This is a genomic window from Anaerobacillus arseniciselenatis, from assembly GCF_001865995.1.
Classification (GTDB): domain Bacteria; phylum Bacillota; class Bacilli; order Bacillales; family Anaerobacillaceae; genus Anaerobacillus; species Anaerobacillus arseniciselenatis.
Genome location: NZ_MLQQ01000002.1, coordinates 41659 through 61898, shown reverse-complemented (window position 1 = coordinate 61898; position 20240 = coordinate 41659). Strand labels below are relative to the sequence as shown.

The window sequence follows — 20240 nt, the reverse complement described above, 5'->3', positions numbered from 1 at the left end:
ACCGGGACGGTTCTGGCGCTTCCTTTGTTTCTCTAAGTGCTAGCAGAATGGCAAAAAGTTACGCAATGTCGCTTCCGTTTAGTAGGATGGGTCTATATTGATGCTGGAAAATTTAGCGAAGAAGAAGCAGGATTCCGCTTTAACATCTTTCAACAAGAAATGACGTTGGCTTTAAAAGGAATCGTTAATGGAGATTTACCTTTTTTCGCCGAATATCCACAATTGCTTGACGCCTTTACCGGTATCAAAAAGGCATCCATCAACAATCTGACGGATGCCTCGTTCCCTAAAAAATAAAATGAGCGACACCAACCACAATCGGTAATGTGATCAATGTACGTAATAAAAAGATGAAAATTAAATCTTTAATAGTTACTGGCAGCTTCGACCCTAAAAGGAAACCACCAATTTCAGACATATAGATGAGCTGAGTGACCGAAACAGCGGCAATGACAAAGCGCGTCATTTCACTTTCAATTCCACTTCCAATGACAGCAGGAAGAAACATATCCGCAAAACCGACAACCATCGTTTGCGCGGCTGCTTCTGCTTCAGGAACTTGTAGGAGCATTAAAATCGGTTCAAATGGCTTTCCGAGAATCGCGAAGACTGAAGTATGCTCAGCAACGACTAATGCTACCGTTCCAATCGCCATAACGATCGGCAGTACGCCAACCCACATATCAAGAACGTTTTTAAAACCTTGTTTCACAACCGTAGTAGCACTTTTATTGCTCTGTGCTTTTGTCACAGCTTGATCAAGGCCCCACTTCACCATCGATATATCCGTTGGCACCGAATCTTCCGCTTTTAACTTAGCATTCTCGTAACCTGTGTCTGCTTTTTTTGATAAAGGTGGAATACGCGGCATGATAATCGCAGCGACAAACCCCGCCAAAATAATCGTAAGATAGTATTGAACAAAGTATTGCCCTAAATCTAAATATTGAAGAATCACAATTGAAAACGTAATCGACACTACTGAAAACGTTGTTGCGACAACCGCTGCTTCACGTTTCGTATAATAACCTTCCTCATACTGTTTCGTCGTCAGTAAAACTCCAATCGTTCCGTCCCCTACCCACGAAGCTAGGCACCCTAACGAAGAACGCCCCGGTAATGTAAAAATCGGACGCATCACTTTCATTAATAAAGCGCCAATAAACTCTAGTAAACCAAAGTTTAAAAGTAGCGGCAAGAAAATTCCAGCAAATAAAAACGTCGTTAGTAAGATCGGGATTAAATCATACATTAATAATCCACCCGTATAATCAGATGAGATCCAATCTGGTCCCCAAGAAAAAACGGTAATAATCGCAAAAGCCATTCCTAGAATTCGCGTAATAAACCAAAAAACAGAAACATTCAATAATTGATTTAAAAATTCATTTTTTAAAATTGCATCCGGTTTAAAAACGATCGCCATGAACGAACCAACCACCGAAAAAGCGATTAGTATGACCGTGATCACAGGAATCGCACTCTCTATTAAAGCTTTCAATTCTTTGGCGAAAAAGGCGATCGGGATCGTCACACTGCCCCCTGATGAAATCGGCACTAAGAACAATAGTAACCCTACCAAAGATGGGAGAATAAATTTCATATAATCTTGCATAGTAAATGCTTGTCTATTTTGCTCTAGTTGTTTAGCTAACCCTTTCATGAAAGATCAACCCCTTCTATTTTTCGTAACTATTATTTTTAAGAATAATAGAATGAATATCAAAATGCTTATATTGCACCACTTGAATGCACACCTAATTGTCTCAACTAGAAGTTGAGGGAGTGGCTAGTTTATAAGTATTATGGAATTCACTCAATAGAATCATCATTAAAGACTAGTAGGTGCTCCTCATAAGAAAAATCTGTTTTTTTTACAACGTTTTATATAATATCACGCCGCCGCATATTTATACAACAATTATTTTTTGGAAGCGATCGGGAAGTTCCATTTGCTTCTTCATTTACAAAATGAAGCGATCTGGAGAACTGCACCCTTGTCATGTGGGAAAGTTTGGAAATCTCTTCACTTTAACATCTGGTTTCGCTACAATAATTATGATTGAATTTTCAGTAAATTAAATAAAGAAGGATGTGAGGATATGAGGTTGTTTAAATTGATTGTTAACATGTTTATCAGGACGCCAAAACATAAAGCCATTGCACAAGCTCCGATTAAAGACCAAGCTTATGAAATTCATCGTAATAAAGGGGGTTACTGCTTATTTTCATAAGATAAAAGTAACACCTTATAAATACTGCAAAGGATGTAGATTCTAGAACGTACGTTTGGTATAATTGTATTGTAACTACATAAAGCAGGTGGCGGCTAAACTCCCTTTTGAAAGGGGGTGAGGCAATTGACGACATACGAAGCATTAAGCTTAATAGCACAATTCAATCTAGTGCTCATAACTGTCCTAACAATGATTATCACCATTGTCGTCTATATAAACACAAAGAAATAGCCACCCTGCCATCCAAGTAAGGTGAGCTATTTCTTTAGCAATATCCATTTGGGTTGCCGCTAAGTAACTGCGGCATGTAGTTGCATCCGACCGAGTGTTAGCCGCACTCGGTCACTTTTTATTTTAAGTATTTTCTTATTAAATTATACATGATAACTTAAGGTTTGAGCAAGGAATATAGAATTTCCGCTTATTACTTATTGAAAGAAAAAAAACTGGAAGAGGTCATCTCGCTGCTGCATTAAAACAAAGAAGCACCAACTATTAAAATAGGTGCCTCTCAATTCCAACACTTCTTCTGATTCTATTAATTATGTCAGTACATAATATCAACAAACAAAAGGTCACATCTTTTCCCCTCTAAATACACCTCCCGCTCTTTAAACGTTAACCCCTCTTCTATTAAACTTTGGTTCACAATCAGTGCGTTTTGTAAATTGTCCGCTCACTTCTAAAATAACGGATTGAATGTCCGTAGAGCATACAAAAAGAAGTAGCTCCCCTGCCATCCAAGTAAGCTTTCACCTCTAAATAATCAACTAACGAGAATCCAAAGTTTAGAGGTCATCTCTTTTTGCGCGATTTTCTCATGTAAAAAACGAAAGAGACAAAGATTTCTAGTTTTTGCTTCTTCCTTTTTCTTTTGTTTCTGTTAAGATGGGAATATGGTCGCCATGTTTGGTGACCTTTACGTTACCATATCAAAACCAATGATAGTCTGATAGAATATCATAAAATATATTGAATAAAGGGGGCAGCAAATAAATGCAGCCGTTAATCATATTTTTAGCTCAACTTTTGTATGTACCGATCTTTACGATGAGAACGATTATGTTAGTCAAAGGAATGAAAGAAAGAGCCGCCATGTTTGGTGTGCTGGAAGGTTTAGTGTTTGTCGGTGCGGTCGGCATGGTGCTGAGCGACCTTTCCAATTTTGCCAATATGGGCGCCTACGCTTTAGGATTTGGTGTCGGTTTGTATCTCGGAGCGATGATTGAAGAAAAACTCGCCATTGGCTATGTTACCATTGAAGCTAACATACCGACGCAAAATAAAGAACTGATCAATAAATTACGCGAAGTTGGATTTAGTGTTTCTTCATCGACCGTTCAAGGGATCGATACGCCAAGGTTTCTCCTCTATTGCACGGCAAGACGAGATCGAGAAAAAGAGTTTTATGATCTTGTTTCATTATATGAACCATATGCCTTTATCGCATCGTACGAACCGAAATCATTCAAAGGCGGTTACATTACGAAAGCGATGAAAAAGAGACGAGAAAAATTCCTTAAAAAAAAGCAACGGAATGAAAGTATCGATGATAGTACCAACATAAAAAACCAAGACATGTAGTCATAATGTCCGCTTACATCTGTAATTAGCCCAAAATTCATAAAATAACGGAACAGGTGTCCGCATACACCTATAGAAACAAAAAGAAATAGCCCCCTTCCATCCAAGAAAGGTGAGCTATTTCTTCAGTAATCATTTCGAGCAATGTTCTAAAACAACAACAAACCTGCCCCTATAATAAACCCGGCAACGAAAAGAACAATCACACAGAAGCCCATGATATCCTTTGCTTTTAATCCGGCAATCGCTAAGGCTGGTAACGCCCAGAAAGGTTGGATCATATTTGTCCAAGCATCCCCCCATGCAACAGCCATAGCCGTTTTCGCTGCTGATACGCCTAGATTATTTCCGGCTTCTAACATGATCGGTGCCTGAACTGCCCATTGTCCCCCACCTGAAGGAACGAAAAAGTTAACAATCCCTGCACTAATAAATGCGAAAAGAGGGAATGTAAATTCTGTCGAGATGGAAACGAACCACTCAGACATTAATCCCGCAAGACCAGATGCCACCATCATTCCCATGATCCCAGCGTAAAATGGGAACTGAATGATAATTCCCCCGGCATTTTTCACCGCATTTGAGACAGAGTTTAAGAAATTTCGAGGTGTTTTATGAAATAATATCCCTAAAAATAAGAAGATAAAGTTAACGATATTTAAGTTTAAGTTAAATCCATTCTCTATAAAATAGTATAAAATAAAGGCCAACCCTAAAACACCAATAACGAGAGAAACGATCACACTGTTTTCAAGACGAGTCGCAGGTGTTACGTCCTCCGTAGCCGCTTGTTGTTTTAAGGCTTCATCATCATCATCTTTTAATAAGCTTTGATCTACATAGACAGCATCTTTGTTGCTCATCATTAGTCGGTTTAAAATCGGTAATGTAATAAAAATAACGATAACGATAAATAAATTAAACGTCGCAAAAATGGTGTCACTCGTTGGTATGATTCCGATTAAGTCTTCTGAAAAATGCCCAGGTGTTGCAATCGTTAACGGTATAGAACCCGCTAAACCTGCATGCCAAACGATAAATCCTGAGTAAGCACTAGCGATTAATAGACGGTAATCTACTTTTGCCACTTGGCGAGCTAACTCTTTTGCAAAAAGTGCCCCAATGACGAGTCCAAAACCCCAGTTTATCCAACTAGCTAGTAAACTAACAATGGTTACTAAAATGATGGCTGCACTAGGTGACTTCGCTAATCCAGCTAAATTCCGTAATAAACTTTTAAAAAGTGGACTACTTGCTAACACATACCCTGTCACTAAAATAAGTACCATTTGCATCGCGAATGCTAATAAATCCCAAAAACCATTCCCCCAATAAACAACCATGTCAACCGGAGTACTACTCGTTAACAATACACCAAGACCAAATACAACGAGGGTTAAAATAACAACAAATAAAAATGGATCCGGTAAATAACGTTGCATAATTCTGTTCGAAATCGATGTAAGCGTATTCATTTCTCTCCACTCCTTTAAAAGTTTTTGGTAACTAGTTACATATTACCAAACTTTTTTAAATTTGTGAATATTCTGCAAAAAAGTTTTTTCAGACGCAAGCGGGACACAGGGTCAGGTACCTTGTCCCACGGACAATGAAATGACTCCGTTATGTATGAAAAACACCTTATTTCGCCCTCTTACGGACATATATTTAACTAGATAATCACTATAATGAAAAAAGACCGAACGTCTGCCAACGTCCGGTCAATGCAACTACCCACGCTAGAAGAGCGGTTGACCAAGTGTAGTTAAAAAAAGTAACCGTTAACCAGTCGGACGGTTACTTTTTATTTGTTTCAAAAAGATCCGTCCCCTCGCTTCTCCGGTTCTTTAAATGACATTCCAAAAATAGAATATCCACGATAAAACTGCCGAAAACATTGCGAAAACAGTATAATGAATTCTCCCAGCAAGTTTCCAATACCCTTTAAACCATGAAACGACTGAAAAAACTACTACTGTCAATGTCACTAAAACGATCCCATATGACACAATTATGTCTAAAAATGCACTTAGTGCAGAAGGTGTGGTAAATGCCGATTTCGGTAACCCGTATACAGGGTCAGGTTGACCATTGCCAAGAAAATTGACGAGGAAAGTAAACGTAAGTAAGCCTAGTAAAACTGCAACTCTCTTTGCCCATCTCGAACCTTTTCTCACTTCTAAAACCTTTTTGCCTCGTATTGTAACAACTAAGGTCTTAATCCCCCAATATAGGAGACTACCAATGATAAACAGCAAGGAAGAAATCAGCAATAAGAAAGTTAATCCACTTGACTCGTACCACGCTGCTTTTGAGTAACTCATCGGTCCATCCGCCATAAGCATTGTTCTACCGTGCGAATCTGTACCAAAGGCTATCGTACTAAAATCTCCCCAATAATCGTTGCTACGCTCTTCACTCAAATTATAGTAAACACCTGGCTCTACTTCTACGAATCTATTCGTTACTCCTAAATGATTCACTAATAAATACCCTTCGTCATCGACAGTAACTCTAATGACCCCAATCATTAAGCTCAAAAACGCATCAACAGTTGTAAACGAGCGCCTGTTTTGGTAATACTCTCCAGCAAATTGCTGTGATCTTTGTTCCATATTTTCCGTCGGTTCAGGGGCTGGTGCTGCTACTTCATCTGAAGGAAAATAACGGTCCATAAAATCTTCAAAAATACTTCCGTTCACAGAATAATCTCCGCCACTATGGGAGATAAAAAAACCAACTTCCTCTTCAGGTACTAAAAAGAGAAATGTATTATAAAGCATCGTTCCACCAGCATGTTGGAATATATCCCTTCCATTATAGCTCTCTGTCATAAAACCATGGGCGATACCTTTTAGAAGAGGATGCTGACTATGCTCAGAAAACATTCTCTGAATCGTCTCTTCCTTTAAAATACTTTCTCCTTTATAATGCCCTCGTTGAAGATACGCCAACATAAACTTTGTCATATCTAATGCACTACTACTCATACTTCCTGCTGGCTCAGAAAAAAATTCAAATTTAGCTTCTCTAAACTCACCATTTACATAACGGTAGGGAATAGACATTTGATCGGCCAATTCACTTGGTAGTGGTTGACGGAACGTACTATTTTTCATCCCGAGTGGTTTATATATATTTTCCTCAATATATTGTGCAAACGGAACTCCTGAGACAACCTCGACAATATAGCCTGCTAGATTAGTTCCATAATTCGAGTAGGCCGTCACTTCACCAGGAGCAAAAACTTTTACCGGTCTTTGTTCACGTACATATTGACTAAGTGGAATCAAACTATCTTCAGATAGTGAAAAAACATCTGTCATATAGTCCTCAAATCCCGGTGTATGACTCATAAGATGTCTAATCGTAATCGGCTCAGTTTGAGGATTTTCTCGCATGTATTCCAGCGTATTAGGAATCTCAAAGTCTAAGTATTCATTAATATCAGTATCTAAATCTAACTTCCCTTGCTCAACAAGTTGCATAACAGCTGTCCACGTGAACAGCTTAGATGTCGATCCTATTCTAAAAAGAGTTTTTTCTGGATCGACTGTCTTGTTATTTTCCAAATCTGCGTACCCATAGCCTTGAGCAAATATGACTTCGCCACCGTATACCACTGAAACTGTTAAGTTAGGTATATTAAACTCATCCATCTGCTCACCGATAACAGTTTTCAAAAACTCATCTACATCGGTAGCATCTAGTTTTGTCGTAGAAGCAGATGCGAAAGGCATGTTCATACTAGGCTGCAATAAAAGACTGACCATCAATACAAAGCACAACCATCTTCTTAATTTCCCCATTTTCTCTCTCCCTCATTTATTAAATTGTCGCCTCATCCCGCCGCTTTTCAAACTCTTTATTTCGCATAAAAAAACACCAGGTACGAGTGCTACCAAAGGTGTTACTAGCCCGCTTTCTGATGTACTAGGCAAAAATGCTTAGTTCGTTGTTTAATAACATTATATCACATAATTTCAGGAACGTAAGGAAATAATTGGATTTTTCTCAGGCGCGCGAATGTACCTCAAATCTTAACCCGTAAAACTTTATGGTATTTTTAAATAAATCGAGAGTAATCTATTATATGCTTTTTTATGAAATGGCCAAAGGTGGTGTATTATGAAGGAAATATTAATTGGCATTTTAGCTTCTATGTTCTTTGCTTTCACATTTATTTTAAATCGTTCAATGGAGCTAACAGGCGGAAGTTGGATCTGGAGTTCATCCTTACGTTTCCTATTTATGCTCCCTTTTCTATTTTTAATTGTGCTAGTAAGATGTAATTTAAAACAAGTCATTCATGAAATGTTAAAACAACCCTTTCAATGGTTATGCTGGAGCTTTGTTGGATTTGTTTTATTTTACGCACCTATTACCTTTGCCGCAGCTTTTGGACCTGGATGGTTAGTGGCAGGTACTTGGCAATTAACGATTGTTGCCGGAGTTTTAATTGGGCCACTATTCTTCAATACAATCGATACGAACAAAGGGCAATTAAAAGTAAGAAACAAGCTACAAACGAGAGCTCTTTTGGTTTCTTTTCTTATTTTATGTGGAGTAGCTCTTATACAATTTCAAAACGCCAATCATTTAACATTGTCTACACTGGTAGTTGGCGTGTTACCAGTTGTAATTGCGGCATTTGCTTATCCATTAGGAAACCGAAAAATGATGGAAGTCTGCGGAGGTAGATTAGATACGTTTCAAAGGGTATTTGGAATGACGTTAGCTAGTTTACCGTTTTGGTTCGCCCTGAGTGCATTTGGTTTTGTAACAGTAGGTTCTCCTTCGACAGATCAGCTGTTGCAAACATTTATTGTAGCGATTAGTTCAGGAGTTATTGCGACCACGTTGTTCTTTATTGCAACAGACAGGGTTAGGAACCATCAAGGAAAATTAGCTGCCGTAGAAGCGACACAATCTACACAAGTGTTATTCGTGATTTTTGGTGAGGTTGTATTACTTTCAACACCGTGGCCTAGTGGTTTAGCTACGGCAGGCATTATGATTATTGTACTAGGGATGCTCCTTCATAGCTATTTCACACAAAAGTTTGGTACTAAACATCCCCCTGTGCCACTATATAAACGAGAAGTACAAAAGCTTTAATAGCTATGTCTATATTTTACACATATAAAACAAAAGGGACGGTTACATAAGCACGCTGACACCGTGAAGAACTCACTCATTTAAACGTATAAAATTATTATCTGAGTGAATTTCATAATTAACTAAATTGAGCCATATTAAACTACATATAGACACTTAATGGCGATAATATTGAATTATGAAATTCACATTAATCTATCTATTTTAATGCTAACGGTGTCTGACATTTCTTTTGGACCTTCCCTTCCCTTTAATTCTTATTCTTATTTTGTTTTATAGTTAGCTTTTCGTTTTTCTAAAAATGCAGAGATCCCTTCTTTCCCCTCTGTACTATTTGCTCTTTCAGCAAGTAATTGAGATTCCAAACTCATTTGCGATTCTAACGTTTCTTGTAAAGAATGGTAAAATAGTTTCTTGGTTGCTCCATAAGCTTCCATTGGTCCATTTGCGAGATCTTCACCTAGTTCAAGGACAACGCTCATCAATTCATTTTCAGAAACTACTTGATTAACAATCCCCCACTCTAATGCTTCATCAGCATCTAACATTCGATTTGTATACATTAAATCGAATGCACGCCTTATTCCAACAATCCGTGGTAAGAAATAGCTTCCTGACCCATCAGGTGTTAAACCAATTTTATTATAAGCCATGACAAATTTTGATTTTTCAGAAGCGTATGCAAGATCACACGCACAAGCAAGACTCATACCGGCACCAGCCGCTACTCCATTAATCGCTCCAATAAAAGGTTTATTCATTCTAGCAAAGTATGAAATAGCTTGATGTAAATATGCAGTTACAGATTTTAAATGCGAACTAATTTCGTTTCCTTCGTTTGCAAAACTTTTCAAATCTCCACCGACTGAAAATTTATTTCCTGCTCCTGTAATGACAACAGCTCTAATTTCATCACTTTCCGAACAATGAATGGCAACTTCCATTAATTCTTGAGCCATTTCAAGATTTAAAGCATTTCCTACCTCTGGACGATTCAGAGTAATAACCCCTACATTTTTTTCAATGGATAAAAGCACATATTCATTCTTCATATTAAATTCCCCCTAGTCTTCATAATTCATCTACCATTTATATTTTTGAACATCCTTAATAATTAAGCTAACTTTTCTTAAGCGAATATCATTTGTAATTAGTTACCTTTTTTGCATAGAACCATCCATTCATCTACTTGTATTGACTGAATTTTTTTATTAAATGATTTTACATTAAAATAAGATTTGGTTTCCTGATTTGCATTTAGGATAAATTGTATTACTTTATTGATTTGCTGCTGATCATTTGCTGTACGCTCTACCCAATTAGAAAAAGGATATGTTTTTTTTCTAGTATTAGATTTCACCTCTAACAAGTTCGAGGTAGAAAACAGCTCTCTCCACTCTTCGGTAGAAAGACATCTTGCATGACTTTCATCTCGTAGCTTTTCAAACCTGTTCATAAATTCTGCTAGATTTCTCTCTTTAGGAGTAACATTATCGATCATCAAAAACAAGCCGTTACGTTTTAAAACTCTTGTAACCTCGTTTATAAAATTACTAGTGTTAGGGAAATGATGAGGCGCTATTCGGCAAGTTACGACATCAAAAGTATCATTAAGAAAAGGCAAATTCTCAGCATCAGCCATTATATAAAAAATATTATTATATTCATTTAAATGTCTTTGAGTATTAGCTAACATTTCCTTTGTTATATCAGTTGCAAATACCTGTTTAACATGTGGTGATAATGTCTTTGCTACATGCCCACCGCCCGTAGCAATATCTAGTACGAGCCAATTGCTTTGAGGCTGTAACCAATCTGCAAGTAAAGATAGATCTTCTCCTTTTGCATGTGATTTACTTAAAACGTATTTCTCGGCATTTTTTGTAAATTGTTCAATCGCTTTTTGCTTAATTATATCTTTTTCCAATAAAATACCTCCCTCTATAAAGTTAAAGGAACAAAAACTAACCCCCTCTAGCTAATGTACTGTAATTCTAAATCCAAACTTAAATTTAAATACGAATAACTGACTGCTCGCTCGTTCATTTTAAAACTAAAATAATTCAGAATTTTTATTTTATTTTAGCATATTTGGGCTATGCCTGTCACTCCCCGGTATTTAATATAATCATAGTTCTCTTCTAAAAGGAAAAAGCGATCCTTTATTTAAGAATCGCTCTCTTTAGTGGAATACTTCTCTTGGTACACTCCAAAGGAAATAGTTTTTTGTAAATAATCTTGCCTCAACTACTATGGTCTCGTCATCTTTCTCAAATATATAACCAGAACCCGCTTGGTCTTTAAACTGCCATCCATTTTCTTGCATAAATTCATTGATTACTTTTTCTTGAGAACCATTTTTATTCTTTGAAACATACCTTATTCGTTGAGATGTCTCTGTAACTTTGATGTAATCATTAGTTGTAAACTCTAATTTAGTGATGGATGCAATAATCTCAGTTGTATTTTCTTCTTGAAACAAGACACTTCCAAATCTAATTCCTATAAATCCAATTGCAACTATCAATATCAATAAAATAATTAATAATAATTTTTTCATGCTTTCATTTAATTCAATCATTAAAAATATCCCTTTTATTAAACCTGGAGCTAACAAATCGCCAAATAATTTTCGGCTTCGTCAGCCATTGTATTTTCGCATCATTCACCTGATTTGCTAGGATTTTCGCTGTCAGAAATTGAGCGACAGGTTCGACCTTGTCTCCTAAGATGTTAAAGATCTTTTTGTTATTTTCATCAAGCGACCGTCTTATAAGATCCGTCGCAACCATTCCTGGACTTATCGTTCCTACCTTGATATTTGTATTTTTCGCCTCAATGGCTAAAGAACGGGTAAAATAACTGATCGCACTTTTGGATGTCCCGTAAATTGTCAGCTTTTCTCGCATCATCCCGTTACTTCCGAAGCCTTCCATGTTAAAAATTTGGCCCTCCCCATGTTTTAACATATGATTGAATGCGACGTGGCTCCCATGAAATGTCCCTAAGAGATTAGTGCGAATGACTTGTTCGTACTACTCATCCTGCAACTCCCAAAAATAGTCACGTCCTTGGTCAATCCCAGCATTATTTATCCAAATATCGACTTTTCCAAATTGTCTTTCTGCATCGGTCCAAAGTTTTTCTAATTCCTGCCGTTTCTCTACATCCGCTACAAAACCTTGAACAGTACCTGAGCAATTGTCTATTAAACGATTTATCGCTTGATCAACACTTTCCTGTGACCTTCCATTAATCGTTACTTTGCAACCTGCCCGTAAAAATTCAATCGCTAATCCAAATCCGATCCCTCTTGTACTTCCGGTAATTACTACATGTTTCATAATCATTTCCCCTTCAAAAGGAGCCTGTTACAGCCCCTTTGTTTTAAAAATTCCTGTTTCTTTAATTTAATCATTTTTTTTGACGATACAAATCAATGGATTTATATCCTTGTGATAAGATATCCACCATTTGTGCTTGGCGTTTATCGCGAGTTTTTTGTTGCTTTGCAGAAAAAATATAACGAGCCCAATCTCTTTGGTAACCTGGTGTTAGTTCCTGATAAAACTTTCGTTCATTTGGATGATCAGCGAGTAGCTCTTCTATATCTTTAACATTTTCCTCGTAGTGAGCTACACACTGGCTTGTCGCAGATGACTTTTTAACTTTTTTCTTTTCATGCTTTAATCCAACGACAGTGAATACATCATCCATACTTACCATCCGTGAAAATTTCACATCGCTATTTTTTACATAGCCTTCATCATCTATTTTCATTGCTGGAAAAATTTCATCTCTGTGAATGAACGTATCATATCGCTTGTTCCCTTTTTTCGGATAGGCAAAAAACAAGTACCCTTTTTCTAGTAATTGTTCCCCGTCGATCACTTTTTGAGTTTGCTTCACCATTTGTTCCATCGTTTCGACAAAAATAAAAATAGCGTCATGGGCTCCTGATAATTCCGACTTATATCCTTTAAACAAATCATAATCACTTGGTTCATCAAGCACAGCCATATTTTTATATTTACTTAAATTCAGTTTATCAATTATTGTCATAATTTTCTCCTTTTACCTTTCTCTCGTACCAAAAAAAGTGATTTCTCCCTCATAACCTATTCCTCGTATTAACTCATCCGTTTTCTCAATTTCATATTTGATAAAGGTTGGCGATTTCAAGACCATCCGTTGATGTGAATAAGCTTCAATAAGGTTTTCCCTCCTAATAATTTATCGGCACACTTACCTATATAAAGTGCATAAGATAAGTTGATAGTTTATTAAAAGGAGGACATTTAAATGTATTCAAATCATTATTTTTATAACTATAACTCAAACTATAATGATCATCAGCGAATTCCAAACGATACTCAACTTATAGACGATATTCAAAAAGCCATAAACGCTGAGTTTAGCGCGGTTGATTGTTATGGGAAGTTAGCTAATATGGCTCCTTCAGAAGATGAAAGAAATATAATACTTGAGATTTTAAACGATGAAAAACGCCACATGGAGGAGTTCAGTCGTATATATACTCATTTAACAGGCAAGCAGCCATCTTATCAAATTATCGAGGATTGTCCAGACAAATTTCGTCAAGGGATCGAGTTCGCTTTTAAAGACGAGCAGGAAGCTACTGATTTTTATTTAGATATCGCAGATCAAGCACAGGACGCCTACATCAAAGATCGGTTTAAACGTGCAGCATCAGATGAACAAAATCACGCTGTATGGTTTTTGTTTTTTCTTTCAAAAATTCCGATGGTAAACGGCACCCATCGGCAAACTGAAGATTACGGTGCAACGGGTGCATTAAGTGCTGCCACATTTACTTTACCTCAAATGTTAACTTATGCTTTACAAGACGAATATTTGGCCCAAGCAAGATATGATAATATTTTAAGAACCTTTGGCAATATACGTACATTCGCACGAATCAAAGAAGCAGAATTAAGACACATTAATGCATTATTACCTCTTTTTACACGATATCAAGTACCAATACCTGAAGATAAGTCGCAGCAATTCGTGACGACACCAGAAAGTATAAAAGCAGCCTACGCTGAGGGCGTTCAAGCCGAAATTGACAATATCTCAATGTATGAAAGGTTTCTATCTCTAAATATACCTAATGGTGTTCGATTCGTTTTTTCTCAACTGCGCAATGCTTCACTAAATCATCTTGAAGCATTTAAAAGAGGTCTTGCAAGGAACTAATGTGACTTGCCTGTGGCACTCCCCGAAAAATCTTATTCCACAATCGTGTTTCACAGCGGAATTGAACTCAACGATTGTGGGGTTCTTAACTTAATAATAGCTAGTTTATATCCCTTTTAAATAGTAAATGGCTAACTCCTCACTTCACAAATAATTGTATCTCCTGTATATACGGGTCTTATAAATTCAAAAAAGAATAGTACTTTTTGTGCAGCCCTATAAATAAACATCCTCCTGCTCCAAATTTACTGAGATATCTTTAACCTCATCGTTTGATTTATCGTAAGCTAAAGTTAAGTTTTCTTTGAATTCATCGAAGTTGAATATTTTACCTGGAAATCTAAGTTTACATTGATAAACCGTTTTCATTGAAATCAATTCGCCAGCATATAAATTAGGGGCTTGTCCTGTATCAGTACCCACGATACTTGCTCTAATTGACTTTAATGCTTCAACCTTACCACCACGAATGACGGAATCAGCCTTTTTGAAAACAATATCTTTTCCAGAGAACATATCCGTTTGTACAACTCCGCTGCCTTTAACGATAATATTACCATTTGTTTTGATCATTGATAAATTGCTAGATTTGAATTGCACACTACTCTCTTCAAGAATTAATGATTCAATTTGAATGACTAACTCTTTCAAAGCTAGTTGAATACTTGTAAGTGGACCAATAGATTCGATTTTCCTCACAGATTCACGATCTTTAAATTGTGCCAACGAATTCAAAATGATTCTAAAGTGTATCGTTGGACTCATCCGACGATCAAGTTGTTTTGCTAAAATAGAATAAATTTCTTGCACATGTTTTATAATGTTTTTATACTTCGTATCAACTAGTATGAATAATATATAGCCAAAATCAAAGTTCAAGTTTTTCTCTTCCATTGTTTTTTCAAGTTGATGGTATGCGTATGTTAATTTTTGAAAAGAAATTTGTAAATCTTGAACTAACTTATAAACTCTACTAAAAAGAATACTTTGTTGACCAGCGGAAATGTTACTATTCATGACTGTTCCTGCAATAAAAACATTTTGTAAAGCAGTAATTCGAGAATGGTATACATTTCCATATATATATATACTTCCAGACGCCTCTACTTGCATATCATCTTTAACATCACCTTTGATAATGACATCCCCCGTAAAATAAATATTTCCCGTTTGAATGTCAACATCACTATCGATTACATATGTTTCTAAAATGTCGATATACTTTATATAATTTCCTGTTACAGAAGGTCGACCACTTTGAATTGCAATACATTTTCCATCATCAGTAATCTTCACTCTAGATTTAGCTCTTAACTCGATAAGTTTTGGCGGCTTGGGGAGGAGCTGTTTACCTAAAACGGTGAAACCGCTTTTCCCTTCTTTCGGAGGATAATATTGAGCAATTACCTCACCAGCTTGTACTGAAGGAATTTTCAACCGGTCTTTATAGTTGATTTTTCCGTTCACTTCATCGAAAATCTCAGTAGGAACCATTCGAAAATACGTTTCTAGTTTCGCATCTCTCGAAGGAATAATAGGCAACCCTTCGGCAACGATCAGTCGTTGAAATGTCGGTTCATTTAATTCTTGTATGATCCTCGTCGTGTTTATTTGTACTTGAATTCCTTTTTTCATAAGGTCTTCTATAATTTGATTACAAATTTCATTGATATTAACGGTTTTAGGAATGGCTTCTAGCTCTATCATAAATAAGAGCGATCGCTTCTTATTCTTCAAAAGGTATTGTTGAAACAATTCTTTGTTTAATTGCACGTAACAAACCATATGATCATCACTTAGAGATATCGAATATAATTCTGGAATGATCGGTTGAAATTCAATTGTATCATTTTCAAATACAGGTGTATCTTTTCTTTGTGGAAAGCCATTAATTGTTACTCTTATGTTAGGGTTAAACTTTAAAATAGGTTGAGCACCATTCTCCGTTGAATTAATGATAAAAAGTTCATTGTCGCGGACTTCAATATAGCCGTCGTTTTCATTTGGCGGCACTTCATACTCGACTTCAAGGGGATATGGCTGCTTACTAATTTTTTCATTAATTTCTTCGTTTCGCGTCGATAGTTCCATTTCTTTAATTAGTTGTAAAAGTTGTTTTTCTTGATTAGGCATGATAAACACCGCCTTTCATTAATTAAACCGTTGTTTCATTTTCACATAAAGTATTAATATTGTATTTATTTTCTTATAACCTATACAGTTTAATTCCCTTTTAATAACCGTTTTAAATATGCATTTTTACTTATAGAAATAGTATTACTCTCAGGTGGGGTTGGATTGCGTTTTAACGAAATTTGTAATTGATTTAAAAGATATATTAAATCTGCTTTTTCTCTTTCAGTCATTATAAATTCAATTCCGTATTGGTAAAATCCCTCTATAGATTGACTCCAACTAATTTTTGCCTTTAGTGCTAGATCCGTTCCTAAAACTTTAAATTTTACTTTTAACAACAAATATTTACGAACTGGAAGGTTAATATGAGAACTATAACAAAGACCTCCTGCACCAATATTTTCAATTAAAATTTTAGTGAATCCTAGTTGTAACGGTTTTGAACCGATTTGTAATACCGTCATTTCCCCTTCTATCGGCGTTTTAAAAGGGACACGAAAAAAACGACGCTTCTCTCTTATTGATTCGCTTCCTTTTACCTCCTTAGGGAAACATTGGCCATTTCTCAATAAATCGACCAACTCTATCGCAGGTATAGGTTTACTAAATAAATAACCTTGCACGATAAGGTCTTTATATTGATAAATTAACTCAAGTTGCTCATTTGTTTCCACACCTTCAACAACAACAGTCATATTTAAACTATGTGCTAGCTTAACTACCGCGTCTAATATTTGTTGGCTATTTTTCTCAATTGTGATATTTTTTAAAAAATATTGATCTACCTTTAACGCATCAATTTTAAACTTTTTCAAGTAAACTAAAGACGAATAGCCTGTCCCAAAGTCATCAAGCGCTACTTTTATCCCCAATTCTCTCATTTCCTCTATGATTGAATGAACTTGTTGTTCATTATTTAAGAGCGCCGTTTCGGTTACTTCTACTTCAATTAATTGTGGATCTATATCATATTTATTAATGACCGTTATCAAATTTTCAACTAAATTTTGTTGTAAAAATTGTATTGGAGAAAAGTTAATAGCGATCGGTATTTGTGGAACGCGTTCTTTTTCCCATAACTTTAATTGTTGACATACAGACTCGAACACCCAATGACCGAGTTCATTAATAAACCATGTTTCTTCGGCAATCGTGATGAACTCTATTGGTGGTACATTCCCCCAAACTGGATGGTTCCAGCGGATTAATGCTTCTGCACCGATGATTTGATTATTTTGTATATTCACTTTCGGTTGATAATGTATGGAGAACTCGTCGTTTTTTATCGCTTTTCGTAAGTCGTTAGCGATTGAAAACTTTTTATAGTTATCGACATCTAATGTCGGATCAAAAAATTGATAGTTATTTCTGCCCTCATCCTTCACACGATATAAGGCAATATTTGCATTTTTAAGGAGTGTTTTAACATCATTACCACAAGTAGGGTATATACTAACCCCCATGCTTGTAGTGAAAAACAATTCCAAATCATCTACTAAAAATGGTTCTTCAAACATTCGCAAGAGCTGTTTTAAAAATGATGGTAAATCGCTTAAAATCACTTCATTATTGACAATAATCCCAAATTCATCGCCACCAATTCTTGATACCGATACCCCTTCGGTTAAAATATTTCTTAAACGATCGCCAATTTGTTTAAGTAACTGATCTCCTGTACAATGACCTAGCGTATCATTGACATATTTAAATCGATCTAAATCTAATACAATTACGGCCATTTTAGATTTCGCTTCTGATTTGGCAATTTTCTTTTCTACATTTTCCTCAAAGTACCTTCGATTCGTTAGGTCCGTTAAATAATCATGGTAAGCAATATATTCAATTTGTTGACGGTTTAATAAAATTTCATGTTCTAGCTTTTTTTGCTCTGTCACATCGTTTCTAATCGAGACAAATTGATAAGGTTTTCCGTCATCATCTATGAAAGGAACAATCGTCCCTTTTGTCCAGTACAAACTACCATCTTTGGTGCGATTACATATTTCCCCTTTCCAAATATTACCGCTATTAATCGTATCCCAAAGATTTTTATAAAACTCTTTAGAATGAACTCCAGATTTTAGCATTTTGGGAGTTTTCCCCAAAAGCTCTTCTCGAGAATATTTTGACGATTGGCAAACAAAATCATTAACATAAGTCATCACCCCATATTTGTCTGTGATCATGATATTATTTGTTTGATCGATCGCATATTTTATATCCGCTAGTTTTTTTTCTGTTTTTATTATGGCTTTTTCAGAGTTTGTTATATCGACAATAATACCATCTATTCGAATAAGGTCACTGTCTTTGTTTAAATGCGGTAACAAGCTAACATAAACACATTTAACTTTTCCGCTTCTAACTTTTATTCGATATTTATTTTTGACCATCTTGCCTTTTTTCAAATCTTTTTGGGATTTTATGACCTCCTCATAATCCTTATCATGAATAAAATCACGCCATATATGAATATCTTCCTCAAATATTCTCTTTGGTTCTTCGTAAATTTTTTCAAGTGCATCAGAAAACTCAATAATTGAATTCGTTTGTAAACAAACACTCCAAATTCCTACCTGGAATTCATCGGAAATATCACTTAGCGCCATCTTTGAGTATTGGAGAAGTTCCATAGTATTTAACTTTTTCAATTTTACAACCTCCTCATCAACTATTTTTCAATGTTAAATCCTCAAGCAGTAGAGTTAAATCATTATTACCAAAATCGAGCCATACCAATTAATATTATTTACGAGCAGTTTTTCTCAACTACATATAGTTATTAAATGGAGATTATATTGAATTATGAAATTTATTAATTTATAAACTGTATAAAATTATCTTTGTTATAATTATATACCAATTCTTATGTGAGTTTCCATAAAAAAAGACATTATTCGACCTTTTTTTAACTTGTTGATGACATCTATTTTAAAATTTACAAAAAGAAACAGCCACAAGATCCTTGTCGCTATTTTTACAAATTTCTCTGCTACTTCGACGAGAGGCTTTCTTCATTCAATTTAATTTATATGATTATAACTCCAACTCTTTATCACAAGTAGGACAACATGGACACTCGTTACTTGAATAAGTGAATTTTAACATTTTATACCAAATGAAAATGGAAGTATTTTTAACCAAATAAAAGAACCTGGTTAGAAAAGTAACCAAGATCATCATCATTACAAATTTTTGTTGAAGAATATTGTTAATACCATTCTTAATTTCCATATTCTAATAATTCCGAAATTTTGACAAATGTATATCCTTGTTCTTTTAACGAGGTAATAATACCTTCTACTGAATAGAGTGATTCTCTCCTACTTTCATACATGACATGCAATAAAATAATTGAACCTGGTCTTATATTTTCTACAACATGATGTACAATTTTATCTGCATCAGCCGCAATTTCGGGATAAGAATCAGGTTCTATATTCATGTAAATGGTATACCTATCATCCTTAGATAGATAATATGGTAACAAAACTAACCTTTTTCCGTAAGGTGGACGGAAAGTGATTTCTCCCTCATAACCGATTTGCCGTATTAATTCATCCGTTTTATCTATTTCATCTTTAATAAAGGATGGAGATTTAAAAACCATTCTTTCATGTGAATAGGAGTGATTTCCAATTTCGTGTCCTTCTTGCACAATTTGAATCGCGTCGTCGAAATATTTCTCGATTTCATACCCTGTTAAGTAGAAAGTACCTTTCACATCATGTTTTCTTAAAATATCTAAGATTTCATGTGTATTTACCCCTGGACCATCATCAAATGTTAAGGCTACGACTTTCTCGTTTGTTTCGACACTATTAACTAAACCACCAAAAAATTGGAACGTTCTTGATTGAGATAACTCATTTAGCGAATAACTAACAGCTATCAATAACACGATTGCAATACTAATAATTTTTATTATTTTTTTCATATGCCCCC

General features: G+C 35.6%; 16 protein-coding genes and 2 pseudogenes. 6 read left to right on the top strand and 12 right to left on the bottom strand.

Features of this window, described 5'->3' with window-relative positions; all coding sequences use genetic code 11:
- Nucleotides 1–36 precede the first annotated feature (36 nt).
- Nucleotides 37–297, top strand: a complete 261-nt coding sequence (locus BKP35_RS04980; RefSeq protein ID WP_071312307.1) for a staygreen family protein — start codon at nucleotides 37–39, stop codon at nucleotides 295–297.
- Here BKP35_RS04980 and BKP35_RS04975 read toward each other — a convergent pair.
- Nucleotides 287–1663, bottom strand: coding sequence for a YjiH family protein (locus BKP35_RS04975; protein ID WP_071312306.1), 1377 nt, complete (start codon nucleotides 1661–1663; stop codon nucleotides 287–289). The genes BKP35_RS04980 and BKP35_RS04975 overlap by 11 nt on opposite strands.
- Before the next feature lie 439 nt (nucleotides 1664–2102).
- On the opposite strand from BKP35_RS04975, the gene BKP35_RS20045 reads away from it, so the two are divergent.
- From BKP35_RS20045 to BKP35_RS04970, 3 genes are all read left to right on the top strand, one after another.
- Nucleotides 2103–2234 carry a hypothetical protein gene (locus BKP35_RS20045; RefSeq protein WP_281244180.1) on the top strand — a complete coding sequence of 44 codons (132 nt, stop codon included), beginning with the start codon at nucleotides 2103–2105 and terminating at the stop codon, nucleotides 2232–2234.
- A 117-nt stretch (nucleotides 2235–2351) separates the two neighbouring features.
- A complete protein-coding gene (locus tag BKP35_RS20235; protein ID WP_420534800.1) occupies nucleotides 2352–2468 on the top strand; it encodes a putative holin-like toxin in 117 nt (38 codons plus the stop codon).
- 765 nt (nucleotides 2469–3233) lie between these two features.
- On the top strand, nucleotides 3234–3821 hold the full coding sequence (locus BKP35_RS04970; RefSeq protein ID WP_071312305.1) for a DUF2179 domain-containing protein: 588 nt from the start codon (nucleotides 3234–3236) through the stop codon (nucleotides 3819–3821).
- Nucleotides 3822–3970: 149 nt separating this feature from the next.
- Here the strand turns inward: BKP35_RS04970 and BKP35_RS04965 are convergent, their stop codons facing one another.
- Both BKP35_RS04965 and BKP35_RS04960 read right to left on the bottom strand, forming a co-directional pair.
- Nucleotides 3971–5296, bottom strand: coding sequence for a short-chain fatty acid transporter (locus BKP35_RS04965; protein WP_071312304.1), 1326 nt, complete (start codon nucleotides 5294–5296; stop codon nucleotides 3971–3973).
- A gap of 372 nt (nucleotides 5297–5668) precedes the next feature.
- On the bottom strand, nucleotides 5669–7630 hold the full coding sequence (locus BKP35_RS04960) for a serine hydrolase domain-containing protein (RefSeq protein WP_071312303.1): 1962 nt from the start codon (nucleotides 7628–7630) through the stop codon (nucleotides 5669–5671).
- Nucleotides 7631–7949: 319 nt separating this feature from the next.
- Here BKP35_RS04960 and BKP35_RS04955 point away from each other — a divergent pair, with 319 nt between their 5' ends.
- Nucleotides 7950–8939 (top strand): DMT family transporter, encoded by a 990-nt coding sequence (locus tag BKP35_RS04955; protein WP_071312302.1) that lies wholly within the window; start codon nucleotides 7950–7952, stop codon nucleotides 8937–8939.
- A 263-nt stretch (nucleotides 8940–9202) separates the two neighbouring features.
- On the opposite strand, the gene BKP35_RS04950 is transcribed toward BKP35_RS04955, so the two are convergent.
- From BKP35_RS04950 to BKP35_RS19915, 6 genes and pseudogenes are all read right to left on the bottom strand, one after another.
- Entirely contained in the window at nucleotides 9203–9991 is a 789-nt protein-coding gene (locus tag BKP35_RS04950; protein WP_071312301.1) for an enoyl-CoA hydratase/isomerase family protein, read from the bottom strand.
- 98 nt (nucleotides 9992–10089) lie between these two features.
- Nucleotides 10090–10866 carry a class I SAM-dependent methyltransferase gene (locus tag BKP35_RS04945; RefSeq protein WP_071312300.1) on the bottom strand — a complete coding sequence of 259 codons (777 nt, stop codon included), beginning with the start codon at nucleotides 10864–10866 and terminating at the stop codon, nucleotides 10090–10092.
- Nucleotides 10867–11121: 255 nt separating this feature from the next.
- Nucleotides 11122–11499 carry a hypothetical protein gene (locus BKP35_RS04940; RefSeq protein WP_071312405.1) on the bottom strand — a complete coding sequence of 126 codons (378 nt, stop codon included), beginning with the start codon at nucleotides 11497–11499 and terminating at the stop codon, nucleotides 11122–11124.
- Between the two features lie 13 nt (nucleotides 11500–11512).
- A pseudogene (locus tag BKP35_RS19920) lies at nucleotides 11513–12283 on the bottom strand (SDR family oxidoreductase).
- Between the two features lie 70 nt (nucleotides 12284–12353).
- A complete protein-coding gene (locus BKP35_RS04930) occupies nucleotides 12354–13001 on the bottom strand; it encodes a YdeI/OmpD-associated family protein (protein ID WP_071312299.1) in 648 nt (215 codons plus the stop codon).
- Nucleotides 13002–13034: 33 nt separating this feature from the next.
- Nucleotides 13035–13142, bottom strand: a pseudogene (locus BKP35_RS19915) (polysaccharide deacetylase family protein); the annotation flags it as partial.
- Nucleotides 13143–13241: 99 nt separating this feature from the next.
- Here BKP35_RS19915 and BKP35_RS04925 point away from each other — a divergent pair.
- Nucleotides 13242–14159: a ferritin family protein gene (locus BKP35_RS04925; RefSeq protein ID WP_084031461.1), complete on the top strand. Its 918-nt coding sequence runs from the start codon at nucleotides 13242–13244 to the stop codon at nucleotides 14157–14159.
- Between the two features lie 216 nt (nucleotides 14160–14375).
- Here the strand turns inward: BKP35_RS04925 and BKP35_RS04920 are convergent, their stop codons facing one another.
- From BKP35_RS04920 to BKP35_RS04910, 3 genes are all read right to left on the bottom strand, one after another.
- Entirely contained in the window at nucleotides 14376–16292 is a 1917-nt protein-coding gene (locus tag BKP35_RS04920) for a FapA family protein (protein WP_071312298.1), read from the bottom strand.
- 89 nt (nucleotides 16293–16381) lie between these two features.
- Complete coding sequence (locus BKP35_RS04915) at nucleotides 16382–18946, bottom strand: EAL domain-containing protein (RefSeq protein WP_071312297.1); 2565 nt, start codon at nucleotides 18944–18946, stop codon at nucleotides 16382–16384.
- 572 nt (nucleotides 18947–19518) lie between these two features.
- On the bottom strand, nucleotides 19519–20232 hold the full coding sequence (locus tag BKP35_RS04910) for a polysaccharide deacetylase family protein (protein WP_071312296.1): 714 nt from the start codon (nucleotides 20230–20232) through the stop codon (nucleotides 19519–19521).
- Nucleotides 20233–20240: the final 8 nt, after the last annotated feature.